The organism is Geotalea uraniireducens, assembly GCF_027943965.1.
Lineage (GTDB): Bacteria > Desulfobacterota > Desulfuromonadia > Geobacterales > Geobacteraceae > Geobacter > Geobacter uraniireducens.
Genome location: NZ_AP027151.1, coordinates 2,281,162 through 2,294,236 on the forward strand (window position 1 = coordinate 2,281,162; position 13,075 = coordinate 2,294,236).

A 13,075-nucleotide genomic window follows, 5' to 3' on the forward strand; every position below is an offset into this window, starting at 1 on the left:
CAGCATGGACGTTATTACTACCCACGTAAATGCCGATTTCGACTGTCTCGGAGCGATGGTCGCCGCTAAACGATTGTATCCGGACGCATTAATGGTCTTTTCCGGTTCGCAGGAAAAGAGCGTTCGGGACTTTTTCCTCAAATCGTCCGGCTATGCACTTGACTTCACCCGGCTCAAGGATCTCGATCTCAGTTGCGTCACCCGCCTGATTATCGTCGATTGTCAACATTCCTCAAGAATTGGCCGTTTTGCCGAAATTCTCAACAAAGCGGGATTAGAAGTACATATCTACGATCACCATCCCAGTTCTCTCGGCGACATCCCGCCTCAAGGCGGAACGATCAGGGAATGCGGTTCATCGACGACCATTCTGGTCAAGATGCTCATGGCGCAAGGCCAATCTGTCACTGCAGTGGAAGCTACCCTGATGATGCTCGGGATTTATGAAGATACCGGCAATCTTACCTTCCCGTCGACGACTACCGATGATTACCACGCTGCCGCCTGGTTGCTGGAGCAGGGGGCAAACCTGAATACCGTTGCGGATTTTGTCACCCAGGAACTCACCTCTCCCCAGATCGCCTTGCTCAACACTCTTCTCCAGTCGCTGGAAACTTTTTCAGTCAACGATCTCGACATTTCCCTCGCCCATGCCACGGTTGATTACTATATCGGCGACATCGCCGTTCTTGCCCATATGATGCGGGACATGGAAAATCTGGGGGCAATTTTCGTGGTCGTCGGCATGGGGGACCGGGTTTACGTCGTCGCGCGCAGCCGGATTCCCGAAGTGAATGTCGGCAAGATCCTCCGCGAGTTTGGCGGTGGCGGCCACGCCACGGCGGCGTCGGCAACGATCAGAGACCGATCGGCGATCGAGGTTTTAACCGATCTTCGCCAGTTGCTCCATAAAATGGTCAATCCGAAGCGGTCGGCTGCTGACCTGATGTCTTCCCCCGTAAAAACGCTGCCATTAGCCACGACAATTGCCGAAGCTCGCGAGGTTCTCACCCGGTACAACGTGAACGCCATGCCGGTCCTGGATCGGGACCGAATGGTCGGGATAATTTCGCGCCGTATCGTCGAGAAAGCCCTTTACCACGGCTTGGGGAATCTGCCGGTGGGCGAGTATATGCACACCGAGTACCTGCGGGCGACTCCTGATACCCCGATCTCCGAGATCCAGGATTATATCGTCACCCAGCACCGCCGGCTCGTGCCGGTCTTTGATGGCGACCGGTTAAGCGGCATCGTCACCAGAACCGACCTGCTGCGCTACATGTACGCGGGTATGCAGCAGCAGAATGATGCCGTCTACGACCTCGCCCGCGAGAAACTCCCGGTGCGCAAGAAGGATGTGCTTCACCTGATGGCCCGACACCTGCCGAAGAGGACTGTGCAAGTGCTCCGCGATCTGGGCGGAGCGGGCGATTCGCTGGAGCTGCCGGTTTATGCCGTGGGCGGCTTCGTCCGGGACCTGCTGCTCGGCAACGAAAACAGCGACATCGACGTCTCCGTCGAAGGTGACGGGATTTTTTTCGCGGAAACATTTGCCGCTCGATACGGCTGCCGGGTCAAGAGCCATATCAAATTCGGCACGGCAGTGATCGTTTTTCCGGACGGCTTCAAAATTGATGTCGCCAGCACCCGTCTCGAATATTACGAAACGCCGGGAGCCTTGCCGACGGTTGAGCGTTCATCGCTCAAGATGGATCTCTATCGGCGCGATTTCACCATCAATACCCTGGCGATTCGGCTGAACAGCGCCGATTTCGCCCTACTTATCGACTACTTCGGGGCATATCGGGATCTCCAGGAAAAGTCAATCCGCGTATTGCACAATCTCTCGTTTGTCGAAGACCCCACCCGTGTCTTCCGGGCAATCAGATTTGAACACCGCTTGAACTTTGCCATCGCCCGGCACACAGAGAATCTGATAAAAAACGCCATCAAAATGGGCTTTCTCGAAAAAGTCGGCGGCAGACGTCTACTGAATGAACTGATGCAGATTTTCAAACATAGCGATCCGATCGGGGCAATTCAGCGAATGGCCGGTTTTGGCCTTCTCCGCTTCATACATCCCGATCTCGTTTTGACGACGGAAAACCTTCGGGTCATCGAAGAAGCAAAAAAAGTGATTACCTGGTTCGATCTACTCTACCTGGGCCAACGGGTTGAAAATTGGGTGGTGTATCTCCTGGCCCTCACATCGTCGCTCAGCGACGACCGCTTCTGGAAGATGTGTACTCGTCTTGCCGTCTCCGAACATTACCGGGAAAAGCTCATAGAACTGAGAATCCATGGCGAGCAGGTATTGGAAGTCATGGAACGTCGGGTCGCCCAGCACGAACCCGTAGTGCCTAGCGAGATTTATTTCTGGCTTGCCGGACTGACGCCCGAACTGCTTCTCTACATAATGGCCAAGTCAGGCAATGATGATGTGAAAAAGTTTGTTTCCCTTTACGTTACGAAGCTGCAACACGTTGCCAGTTCAATCACAGGCAATGATTTGAAAGCGCTTGGTCTTCCCGTCGGCCCTCGTTATCGCAAGATACTCGATCGTGTGCTGGCCGCCCGCTTGAACGGTGAGGTATTGACCCGGGAAGAAGAGCTTCAGCTCGCAACACGTGAAATCGACCAAGTGTAGCTTTTGTGCAACACAGGCACGTGAAATGGCCTTCTCTATAATTTCATACGCGCTCTCAAATAGTTATGCCGGGCAAAGCTCGTCACAACAGCGTGCTTACCAGCGAGCTGTTGCATTTTTACCTCGACATCCTGAACCGTTAGGGTCAACCGAATACATTCGCCTGGATTTTGTTCTGCAATTACAAGCAATTACAAAAAATGTTTAAATTTCTCTTCTCTGGCTTGCCGATTGCCCTTCAATTTGATACTATTTTGTTACCATTGACTCGGGAGGTGACATGGGTATCGTAAAACGAATCGGCTGGTACGGGGTAGTAGCTGCCTGGTTGATCGGTCTGAGTTCGCCTTGCTTTGCCGACGATTCCGGGTTTGAATCGATCTTTCGCAATGCTTTATACGGCGGGATGGCGGGGGGCTTGGTTGGTGCGGCAGTGCTTGCTTTTACCCATAAGCCGGCCAACCATCTCGATTATATCGGTTACGGAGCCGCCGGCGGCGTTCTTGCCGGAGCGGCATATGGGGTGGTTAAGTCTGCACACGCACTTGCCGAAGTTGAAAACGGTAAAGTCAGGCTGGCGGTGCCGACGGTTGTTCCAGACTACGTTCCGGCAGGAGCCCATGGACCAGGAGCCGTCGTCGTTTCTGCCGAATTGTTACGCGGTAAATTCTAGTTTTTCACGACCGTCATAATGAAAAAGGGGGCACCAGCCCCCTTTTTCATTATATGCCAAGCCGTCAATCCGATAATGGTCGGGCCGGGCGACTCGATTTCATTTACTGGCGGCACAATATCACCGGTCGCATGGCAAACAATGCCGTCTTGCCGTCGGCCAAACGCATTGTGCGCTTTCAGAGATCGTTAACGCCAATCTCTCGCAAAAGGATGCGGGTTGTCGCTTCTCGATCGAGGCGTTCTGCGAGATCGGCGACCATCTCCCGAGGGTCCGACGCGACAATCCGGGGAAAGATACCGAGCAGTGGCGCTCCGGAGAGAGAATCTATCAAATGGGGTGCATATTCTTCCGTCATATCGGGCTGATCGGGATAGCTATTGACGATGACGCCGCTGACCTTGATTCCCAGTTGTTTGGCTGAGTAACAGGTCAGGACAGCATGGTTGATCGTCCCGAGATTCGGCCGGGCGACCACCAACAACGGCAGGTTGAGGGCCGCGATCAGGTCTGCAATGAGCAGGCCGCCGCTCAAGGGAACCATCAGGCCGCCGGCACCTTCCACCAGCAGATAATCGTGTCGTTCTGCCAAACAGCCGTAAGCTTCTCTGATCCGGGCAAAGTCAATCCGGGTTCCCTCACGGGCAGCGGCCACGGAAGGAGCTATCGGCGTTCGCAGACAATAAGGCGCGCACGCATCATCCGGAGGGGTTCCCGCCGCCCACGCCAACAGCTCTGCATCCTCTGAAACCAGACGCCCGTCCTTCTCAATGCACCCGCTGGTCACCGGCTTCATCACTCCGACATTGATCCCACGATTTTTCAGCAGCCGGGCAATGGTTGCCGTAACAATGGTCTTGCCGACACCGGTATCCGTACCGGTTATGAAAATCCCCCGCTTATTCACCACAATTCCTCGTAGTAAGCCCTAAATCCGTGAACATCTGCCGATCTAGGGCTGCATTCCTGCCGGTTGTCGTTAAGTAGTTGCCGATCATGGTTCCACTGGCACCGGCTATAAACATCCATGATTGGAGATCACGTAGATTATATTCTCGACCGCCACACACAGTAATCTTTCGCTCAGGGAGGAGCAACCGAAAAAGAGCGATACTTTTCAAACACTCCAAGGGAGTTATCTGCGTAGCGCCCGCCAATCCGGTCCCCACAACGGGATTAAGGAAATTCAGCGGCACCGAATCAACGCCGAGTTCGCGAAGGGTTATTGCCAGTTCGATCCGTTGCCCTGCCGATTCCCCCAAGCCCAGAATCCCTCCGCAACACACCTTGAGCCCGGCCTGTTTAACTACCCGGATCGTCGCAACATCCTCCTCGTAATCGTGAGTCGTACAGATTTGGGGGAAAAAGCTTCGAGCAGTTTCGAGGTTATGGTGGTAGGTTTCGACGCCGGCCGCCTTGAGCTGGCAAGCAGTTTCGAAATCAATGATGCCGAGTGAACAGGACGGAGAAATGGCGGTCTCTTCTTTTATTCGGCGCACCGCCCGGCAGATTTGATCCAATTCTGCCCCTTTGCCGATTGAAGTTCCGCTGGTGACAATGCCATAACAGGTCGAGCCCGCACCCTCGGCTTCCTTGGCACCGGAGAGCATTGCATCTTCGTCAACGAGCGGATAAACGGGAACCTCTGTCGTATGATGAGCAGATTGCGCACAAAAGGCGCAATTCTCTGGACACCGTCCCGACTTGGCATTAATGATGGAGCAAAGCTCGATGTCACGACCGACATAGTGGTCTCTGACCCTGCTGGCGGCCAGGAACAGTGCCAAGGCGTCGGTACCATCCAATGAAGCGAGTTGCAACGCCTCTTCCGGGGTGAGTTTCTGACCGCCAATAACCTTCGTGGCGAGCAATTCTATCTGTGTAGCCATCAAACACCTCCCAGGTATCGAGTAGCATAGCAAACCGCTCGTTGTCAACCGTTTACGCACTACAAGTTAACGACCACCTTTCTGAAAATCAAAGCCGGGTCGCTTGGCAAAAAAAACTTGCATTTTCCACTAGTGCGTGATAAACACGACATACAAGTTAATGTTCACTAAAAAGTGAGCTCCTCCAGCTCACTTTTTTTATTTTTGAGGTATTGATAGATGGCAAAAGAAGATACTCTGAGTCATGCAACAGCTCTCGCAGAAGGTCTTCTGGCTCCCATGGGACTGCAGCTCGTCGACATTGAGTACCGAAAAGAAGGCCGGGATTTTGTCCTTCGGCTGTTTATCGACAAAGAAGGCGGTGTCACCCTTGATGACTGCGCTGCCGTCAGTCGCGAATTTTCTGAACTCCTCGATATTGAAGACTTCATCCAGGAGCATTACACTCTTGAAGTTTCATCACCGGGGCTTAACCGCCCCCTGAAAACTGATGCCGATTTCGAACGCTACCGAGGTCGTCTGGTCAAAATCAGGACTTTCGAGCTGGTGGCCGACGAAGAGGGCAATAAACGCAAAACATTTCTGGGCGATCTTGTCGGCAGTGAGAACCAAATAGTGGTTGTCAAACTCAGGGAAGGACAGCTGGCGAGAATTCCCCGGAACAAAATTGCCAAAGCAAATCTTGAATTCGAGTTCTAGATACCAGTTAAATCAATTAGTCTGTTAAGGAGATACGGACGTGGAAACAACCTTAAGCCTCAAGCATATCATCGATCAGATTGTAAAAGAAAAGGGGATTGACCGGGAGATCGTTGTTGATGCTCTCGAGCAGGCGGTTCTGACTGCTGCAAACAAGAAGTTTCGCAATACCCGTGATCTTGAGGCGCATTTTAACCCTGAAATCGGTGAAGTTGAGCTGTTTGAATTTGTAACGGTTGTTGAGGAAGTCCAAGACTCCTACAAGGAGATCGACCTCGAAGAAGCCCGGGAAATCGATCCCGATGTGGAAATTGGCGACTCCCTCGGCATGAAGCTGGATGCCAGTGGTTTTACGCGGATTGCCGCCCAGACTGCCAAACAGGTCATTATCCAGAAAGTGCGCGAAGCCGAGCGTGAAACGATCTTCAACGAATTCAAGGACCGTATTGGCGAGCTGATCAACGGCGTAGTGCGCCGTTTCGAAAAAGGCGATCTGGTTGTCGATCTTGGCCGGGCGGAGGCAGTCCTCTCGCAAAAAGAACAGGCTCCTCGCGAAGTGTATCGACAGGGAGACCGAATCAAGGCACTTATCACCGACATTCGCATGACCCCCAAAGGCCCGCAGATTCTGCTTTCCCGCACCCATCCCGGCGTACTGGCCAAGCTTTTCGAAGCAGAGGTCCCCGAAATTGCCGAAGGAATCGTGGAAATCAAAAACGTAGTTCGCGAACCGGGGAGCCGCTCGAAAATAGCGGTCTATTCGAATGATTCCGACGTGGATCCGGTTGGGGCCTGCGTCGGAATGCGTGGAACGCGGGTACAGAATGTGGTTTCCGAACTTCGCGGCGAAAAGATCGATATTATCCCCTGGTCGGAGGATCCGGCGCGATTTGCCTGCAATTCACTCCAACCGGCCGTTGTTTCCAAAGTATATATTGATGAAGAGAATCGCGCGCTGGAAATCGTTGTTGCAGACGACCAACTGTCGCTTGCCATTGGCAAGAAGGGGCAGAATGTCCGGCTGGCCGCCAAGCTCACCGGTTGGCGGATCGATATAAAGAGCGAGACACGGGCCGCCGAAGCCGAATTGCTCGAATATTCATCGTATGATGGCTCATTGGCCGAAGAGGTGGAAGAACCTGCTGAGGAATCTCTTGCCGTTAATGAAGCCGAAGCTGTGCCGGAGGGGTCTGAAGAATAACGATGCCTCGTCAGGAACCGCAACGGACATGTCTCGGCTGTCGACAGGAAAGGAACAAGACGGAACTTTTGCGTTTCGTCCTGGCGCCTGATTCTTCGGTAGTCCCGGACATTCTGGGCAAACTTCCCGGTCGAGGGGCATACACCTGTTTCAGCGACCGCTGCGTACGGGCGGCAATTACTCGCAAACAGTTTAACCGTGCCTTTCGGGGCGAAGTACGGGTCGACGGAGCAGATGTGGTTATCGACCAGGTGCTGGCCCGGCTTGAAGAGCGAATAGCCTCGTACCTGGCACTTGCCAACAAGGCGGGTAAGGTGGTTTCCGGAAGCGACACGGTCCTGGAGAACCTCCGCAGGCAGAAAAGGATCGGGTTGGTTCTCCTTGCGAGCGATATTTCAGAAGATATCGGCGCTAAGATTGCGCAGCAGGCATCCAGAAGCGGGATTCCACTCTTTCGCCTGCTCGACAAAGAGCGGATCGGCACACTTCTCGGCAAAAGTCTGCGAAGTGTGATAGCCATTGAAGATGGCGGTTTCGTGCCGTCGATCGTCAGCGTGTTGAAACATTATGGTAATTTCCTTGATGGGGGTGCGGTAGATGAGCAAGACCCACGTATATGAATTGGCAAAGAAGATGGGAATCGACAATAAGGAGCTTATTTCCCGGCTCAAGAGCCTGGGTATCGAGGTGAAAAGTCACATGTCGGTGCTTGAAGAAGAAGAAGTCAACAAAGTAACTGCTCCTCCCGCCCCCCCCAAAGAAGTCTCACAAGAGGAAGTCAGGGTAACCACGACCATCATCCGCCGACGGCCTAAAGTCGTTGAAGCCGCACCGGCCGAAGCGGTTACCCCCGCACCCGAAGTCGAGGCTCCTGCGGCACCGGCTGCGATGGCCCCGGCACCTGTTGCCGAACCCGAACCTGCCGAAGCGCCGGCAGCGATCGTCGCCGAGGCACCGGCACGCGCCCCGGAAGCCGAGACCCCGCCGTCACCGTCGGCCGCTGCTGCGCCGGTGACAGCACCGGCAGAGGAGCCTGTCGTGGAACGGCCTACAGCTACGAAAGCCCGGATTCTCGGGCGGGTGGAGATCCCCGGAATCACCCAGACCAAACCACCGGAAAAGCGTGAAGTCTTCATTCCCAAGAAAAGGGTTGAAGAGCGGCCGGCTCCGGCAGCGGCGCCCTCACCTGAAACCGCCGCCGCAGCCGAAGAGCGGAAAAAGGCACGGAAAGGGAAAGAATTCGTGGCTGTGCCGGAACCCGAACGGGCTCCGAAAAAGGCGCCGGCCGGCGGCAAAAAGAAGGAAGTGTTTAAGAAAGCTGAATTACTGGAGAAGCGCGAGAGAATTTTCGAGCCGGGGCCACGTTCTGGCAAAAATAGAAAGCGGGAACGCGAGCAGGTATCTGTCGGCAAGAAAACTGAGATCACGACGCCTAAGGCAATCAAGCGGATAATCAAAATCACCGAAACAATCACGGTTGGAGAACTGGCAAAACGGATGGGGGTTAAGGCTAATGATCTGATCCGCTCTTTGATCAAGATGGGGATGATGGTAACCATTAACCATCCTCTCGATGTCGATACGGCCACTCTTCTCGCCAGTGATTTCGGCTATGAAATCGAGAATGTCGCTATTGATCTCGACGAGATATTCGAAGCCGTGCCCGATGCGCCGGAGTTTCTGCAGAAGCGACCGCCGGTCGTCACCATTATGGGCCACGTCGATCATGGCAAGACATCGCTGCTCGACGCCATTCGCGAAACCAACGTCATTGCCGGCGAAGCTGGCGGCATCACTCAGCACATCGGAGCCTATGATGTCGAGCTGAAAGGGCGGAAAATCACGTTCCTCGATACCCCTGGTCATGAGGCGTTTACCGCTATGCGCGCTCGGGGTGCCAAAGTCACCGATATCGTTATTCTGGTTGTAGCAGCAGACGATGGAGTCATGCCGCAGACCCGCGAAGCGGTCAACCATTCCAAAGCGGCCGGTGTCCCCATTATCGTGGCAGTCAACAAGATCGACAAGCCGGAAGCCAAACCGGAAAGGGTCAAACAAGAACTCATGGAACTCGGACTCGTTTCCGAGGAGTGGGGAGGAGACACCATCTTCGTCGAGGTCTCTGCCAAAAAGCACATCAACATCAGTGAGCTGCTTGAGATGGTATTGCTACAGGCAGACGTTATGGACCTCAAGGCAAATGCCGACAAGGCCGCCCGGGGAACAATCGTCGAGGCAAAACTCGATCGCGGCCGCGGACCGGTAGCAACGGTTCTCGTCCAGGACGGAACGCTCAAGGTCGGTGATTTTTTTGTTGCGGGGGTTCACTCCGGCAGAGTTCGGGCGATGCAGAACGACCGTGGCGACAAACTTGTGTCCGCCGGCCCCTCCATGCCGGTCGAGGTAATTGGCTTTACCGGGGTTCCCGACGCCGGTGATGTCTTCATCTGTCTTCCCGACGAGAAAAAAGCGAAAGAAATCGCTTCGCATCGTCAGCAGAAACTCAGGGAGACCGAGCTTGCCAAGCACAGTAAGCTTTCTTTGGAGCAACTTTACGAAAAGATTCAGAAGGGCGAAGTCAAGGACCTCAACGTTATCGTCAAGGGCGACGTTCAAGGTTCAGTGGAAGCCGTTACCGAGTCGTTGCGAAAACTTTCGACCGATGCGGTACGCCTCAATGTAATCCACTCCTCGGTCGGGGCGATCACCGAAACAGACGTCAACCTGGCCACGGCAAGTAACGCCATCATCCTCGGTTTTAACGTTCGACCGGAGCCCAAGGCTGCCAACCTCGCCGAAAAGGAAGGGGTGGACCTGCGGCTGTACAACATCATCTACGACGCGGTGGAAGACATCAAAAAGGCCATGGAGGGCTTGCTCGAGCCGACACTTCGTGAAAAGCACCTGGGCCGTGCCGAAGTCCGCGAAGTCTTCTCTGTACCGAAGGTGGGAAATGTGGCCGGTTGCTACATTCTCGATGGCAAGGTGCTGCGGAATGCCCATGTCCGGCTGTTGCGCGATAACATTGTGATTTACGAAGGCAAGATGTCGAGTCTCCGCCGGTTCAAGGATGATGTCCGCGAGGTTGCGGCTGGCTACGAGTGCGGCATCGGCTTGGAAAATTACAATGACATCAAGGTTGGCGACGTCATCGAAGCATTCGAAATCGAAAAGATCGCTTCGACACTCTGATCGTAACATATTGTGTCGGCGCGGAAGTAAAGTGGGTACTTATGTATAAGCGATCTGACAAGGTTGCCGAGGCAATACACGAGCTTGTTTCCGGGCTGCTCATCAAGGGGCTCAAGGATCCGCGTATTGGTTTCGTCACGATCACCGGCGTAAAATTGACCGACGACCTCCACTTGGCAACGATCTACTACACGGTCATTGGCAGCGAGACGGAGCAGAAATCGACTCAGGACGGGCTCACGCGGGCTGCCGGCTTCGTGCGCAAGGAAATCGGCAAGGCATTGCGGATGAAGTACGTCCCGGATATTCTTTTCAAATATGACGAATCAGTCGACTACGGTAACCGTATAGAACGCCTGCTGAAGGAAATTCATTCCGGGGAAGGTGACAATGATTGAGAGGATTCTCGGGGAGATCCACGCGAACAGCAGTTTTCTGGTTACGACTCACGAGAACCCTGATGGTGATGCCGTAGGCTCATCTTTGGCACTTGCCGGTTACCTCAAGGCGTTGGGTAAAGATGTCACGATACATTTTTGCGATGCGGTGCCCGACCTGTACACCTTTCTCCCCCTGGCTTCGGAAGTGGTGCAGCAACTCCCGGAACGTGACTACGATGTCTGTTTCGTTCTCGATGTCGGCGAATTCCGCCGGGCTGGCGCACAGATCAACCAATGCCGCAGGGTCGGTAAATTCATCAACATCGATCATCACCTGACTATCGATAATTTTGGCTCGATCAATTACATCGACCCGGCTGCCGCAGCAAGCGGAGTGCTCGTCTATCGGATTATCAAGGCCTCCGACTGGCCAATCGACCTACCGATAGCCCTCAGCATTTACACCGCAATTATTACCGATACCGGCTCGTTCCGTTATTCCAACGCTAATCCCGAAGCATTTGCCATTGCCGGCGAAATGATCGAAGTTGGCGTAAATGCCTGGGACATATCGGAAAAATTGTATGAAAGCCAGCCACAGGAACGGCTCATGCTCCTGGCACTGGCCCTTTCTACGCTGACGACATCTTCCTGCGGCAAGTTCGCGTCACTCGCTGTAACCCTTGAAATGTATGCCCGGACAGGGGCGACTGCCGAACTGACCGATGGCTTTGTGAATTATCCCCGATCAATATCAGGGGTCGAAGTTGCGGTTTTTTTTCGCGAAATCAGCGCGGGTTTTTTCAAGGTCGGCTTCCGCTCCAAAGGCAAGGTTGACGTATCCAGTATTGCCGCCGCTTTTGGTGGAGGAGGACACCACAATGCTGCCGGCTGCAATCTGAAGGGCTCACTCGACGACGTTAAAACTCAGATTTTCAGCCACCTGGAGAAGGCTATTTAACTCGATGGATGGCTTTCTCGTTCTCGACAAGCCTGCAGGGATGACCTCCCATGATGTCGTTTCTGTCGTTCGGCGCACTCTAGGAGTGAAAAAAGTCGGGCATACCGGAACTCTTGATCCGTTTGCAACCGGCGTCCTTCCTATCGCCATCGGGGAAGGAACAAAAGCGATCCCCTTCCTCGACGAGCAGGTGAAGGAATACCAAGCAACTATGGCCCTCGGGATTGCTACCGATACGCAGGATTGCACGGGGACCGTCCTCTCGGTTGCCGACTGGCATAAAATAGAGGGACAGGATTTCGAGCGCGTGCTCGCCTCGTTCGTTGGCCGAATAGCCCAGACCCCTCCGATGTTTTCGGCAATCAAACGGGATGGCGTCCCTCTCTATCGACTGGCGCGAAAGGGAATCGATATCGAACGTCCATCCCGGTTGATCGACATCCATTCCTTGCATGCTGACCACATCTGTTTGCCTCACATTACGATGACGGTGAGCTGCTCTCGTGGAACCTACGTGCGGACATTGGCCCACGACATAGGAGCATCGCTAGGCTGTGGCGCCCATCTGGTTGCTTTGAGAAGGACGCGGAGCGGCCCTTTTTCACTGGCACAGGCAATTAAACTCGATGATTTGGCTGCCCTCGTCAAAAGTGGAACCCTTCGTGACCTATTTGTACCTGTCTTGACAGCTTTGAGCTACTTGCCCGCGTTGGCTTTGTCAGAGCAGGGAGAACGACAGGTTCGATGCGGGAGAATGCCAGCGCTGGCTGAAATCGAGTTATGCTCCCTTAATGATCTCCCCCTTGGTGGACGCGTCAGACTTGTCCGTGAGGACAAACTTGTTGCCATTGCGGAAAATACCAATCCCTTCTGGCAGGACGGCTGCGAAAACCTCAAGCTTTTAAGGGTCTTTAACTAGGTTTTCCCCTTTACAGCACTGGCCGTTTATGGTACAAGACACACTACCGAAGTGTGAACGTACCAGAAAACTGGTCGAGAATTTTACCGAAACAGAGAAAGGAGGTGTACAGAACGTGCTTGTAACCGAAAAGAAGCAAGAGATTATTTCGTCATTCAAGCGCCACGAAGGCGATACGGGGTCTCCCGAAGTACAGATTGCGCTGCTCACCGAGAGAATTACCTATCTGACGGAACATTTCAAAGTCCACAAGAAAGATCATCACAGCCGTCGGGGTCTTTTGAAGATTGTCGGCCAAAGAAGACGACTCCTCGACTATCTCAAGAAAAAAGACGTCGAGAGATACCGGACCATCATCGAACAGCTCGGCATTCGTCGATAAGAAGAGGCAGTATACTCCCGCAGGAGTATATTGCCTTTCCTTTTAACAGCCCCCCAGTAGCAGCTCCCGGTTGAGAACCGCTGGAGCTGATGCCGGTTGCACCGGACGGGGGCTTGTTTGTTGGCATTTACA

At 53.8% G+C, this 13,075-nt stretch carries 12 protein-coding genes and 1 pseudogene; 11 read left to right on the forward strand and 2 right to left on the reverse strand.

Annotated elements, in window-relative coordinates; genetic code table 11:
• The first annotated feature begins 4 nt into the window (after positions 1 to 4).
• Together QMN23_RS10605 and QMN23_RS10610 are read left to right on the forward strand one after the other, a co-directional pair.
• Positions 5 to 2,647, forward strand: a complete 2,643-nt coding sequence (locus QMN23_RS10605; RefSeq protein ID WP_281999281.1) for an A-adding tRNA nucleotidyltransferase — start codon at positions 5 to 7, stop codon at positions 2,645 to 2,647.
• A 280-nt stretch (positions 2,648 to 2,927) separates the two neighbouring features.
• On the forward strand, positions 2,928 to 3,320 hold the full coding sequence (locus QMN23_RS10610) for a hypothetical protein (RefSeq protein WP_281999282.1): 393 nt from the start codon (positions 2,928 to 2,930) through the stop codon (positions 3,318 to 3,320).
• 178 nt (positions 3,321 to 3,498) lie between these two features.
• Here the strand turns inward: QMN23_RS10610 and bioD are convergent, their stop codons facing one another.
• Together bioD and bioB are read right to left on the reverse strand one after the other, a co-directional pair.
• A complete protein-coding gene (gene bioD, locus QMN23_RS10615; RefSeq protein WP_281999283.1) occupies positions 3,499 to 4,227 on the reverse strand; it encodes a dethiobiotin synthase in 729 nt (242 codons plus the stop codon).
• The gene (gene bioB, locus QMN23_RS10620; protein ID WP_281999284.1) at positions 4,220 to 5,209 is read right to left on the reverse strand and encodes a biotin synthase BioB; all 990 of its coding nucleotides are present in this window, start codon (positions 5,207 to 5,209) and stop codon (positions 4,220 to 4,222) included. Before bioB ends, bioD begins: the two co-directional genes overlap by 8 nt.
• Positions 5,210 to 5,428: 219 nt before the next feature.
• Between bioB and rimP the strand changes: the two genes are divergently transcribed.
• The 9 genes and pseudogenes from rimP to rpsO all read left to right on the forward strand — a co-directional run bounded on the left by rimP (position 5,429) and on the right by rpsO (position 12,943).
• Complete coding sequence (rimP, locus tag QMN23_RS10625; RefSeq protein ID WP_281999285.1) at positions 5,429 to 5,908, forward strand: ribosome maturation factor RimP; 480 nt, start codon at positions 5,429 to 5,431, stop codon at positions 5,906 to 5,908.
• A 40-nt stretch (positions 5,909 to 5,948) separates the two neighbouring features.
• On the forward strand, positions 5,949 to 7,109 hold the full coding sequence (gene nusA / locus QMN23_RS10630) for a transcription termination factor NusA (RefSeq protein ID WP_281999286.1): 1,161 nt from the start codon (positions 5,949 to 5,951) through the stop codon (positions 7,107 to 7,109).
• A gap of 2 nt (positions 7,110 to 7,111) precedes the next feature.
• A pseudogene (locus tag QMN23_RS10635) lies at positions 7,112 to 7,318 on the forward strand (YlxR family protein); the annotation flags it as partial.
• A gap of 27 nt (positions 7,319 to 7,345) precedes the next feature.
• Entirely contained in the window at positions 7,346 to 7,729 is a 384-nt protein-coding gene (locus QMN23_RS10640; RefSeq protein ID WP_282003861.1) for a L7Ae/L30e/S12e/Gadd45 family ribosomal protein, read from the forward strand.
• A complete protein-coding gene (infB, locus tag QMN23_RS10645; RefSeq protein WP_281999287.1) occupies positions 7,707 to 10,301 on the forward strand; it encodes a translation initiation factor IF-2 in 2,595 nt (864 codons plus the stop codon). Before QMN23_RS10640 ends, infB begins: the two co-directional genes overlap by 23 nt.
• Positions 10,302 to 10,342: 41 nt before the next feature.
• Positions 10,343 to 10,699 carry a ribosome-binding factor A gene (locus QMN23_RS10650; RefSeq protein ID WP_281999288.1) on the forward strand — a complete coding sequence of 119 codons (357 nt, stop codon included), beginning with the start codon at positions 10,343 to 10,345 and terminating at the stop codon, positions 10,697 to 10,699.
• The gene (locus QMN23_RS10655; RefSeq protein ID WP_281999289.1) at positions 10,692 to 11,642 is read left to right on the forward strand and encodes a DHH family phosphoesterase; all 951 of its coding nucleotides are present in this window, start codon (positions 10,692 to 10,694) and stop codon (positions 11,640 to 11,642) included. The genes QMN23_RS10650 and QMN23_RS10655 overlap by 8 nt, the downstream gene beginning before the upstream one ends.
• Positions 11,643 to 11,646: 4 nt before the next feature.
• Entirely contained in the window at positions 11,647 to 12,561 is a 915-nt protein-coding gene (truB, locus tag QMN23_RS10660; protein ID WP_281999290.1) for a tRNA pseudouridine(55) synthase TruB, read from the forward strand.
• Between the two features lie 115 nt (positions 12,562 to 12,676).
• Positions 12,677 to 12,943: a 30S ribosomal protein S15 gene (gene rpsO / locus QMN23_RS10665; RefSeq protein WP_281999291.1), complete on the forward strand. Its 267-nt coding sequence runs from the start codon at positions 12,677 to 12,679 to the stop codon at positions 12,941 to 12,943.
• Positions 12,944 to 13,075: the final 132 nt, after the last annotated feature.

Bases quoted from the DNA above. Each gene is read 5' to 3' on its own strand.
- QMN23_RS10605 (WP_281999281.1), top strand. From the start codon at position 5: ATGGACGTTATTACTACCCACGTAAATGCCGATTTCGACTGTCTCGGA.
- QMN23_RS10610 (WP_281999282.1), top strand. From the start codon at position 2,928: ATGGGTATCGTAAAACGAATCGGCTGGTACGGGGTAGTAGCTGCCTGG.
- bioB (WP_281999284.1), bottom strand. From the start codon at position 5,209: ATGGCTACACAGATAGAATTGCTCGCCACGAAGGTTATTGGCGGTCAG.
- rimP (WP_281999285.1), top strand. From the start codon at position 5,429: ATGGCAAAAGAAGATACTCTGAGTCATGCAACAGCTCTCGCAGAAGGT.
- infB (WP_281999287.1), top strand. From the start codon at position 7,707: ATGAGCAAGACCCACGTATATGAATTGGCAAAGAAGATGGGAATCGAC.
- QMN23_RS10650 (WP_281999288.1), top strand. From the start codon at position 10,343: ATGTATAAGCGATCTGACAAGGTTGCCGAGGCAATACACGAGCTTGTT.
- QMN23_RS10655 (WP_281999289.1), top strand. From the start codon at position 10,692: ATGATTGAGAGGATTCTCGGGGAGATCCACGCGAACAGCAGTTTTCTG.
- truB (WP_281999290.1), top strand. From the start codon at position 11,647: ATGGATGGCTTTCTCGTTCTCGACAAGCCTGCAGGGATGACCTCCCAT.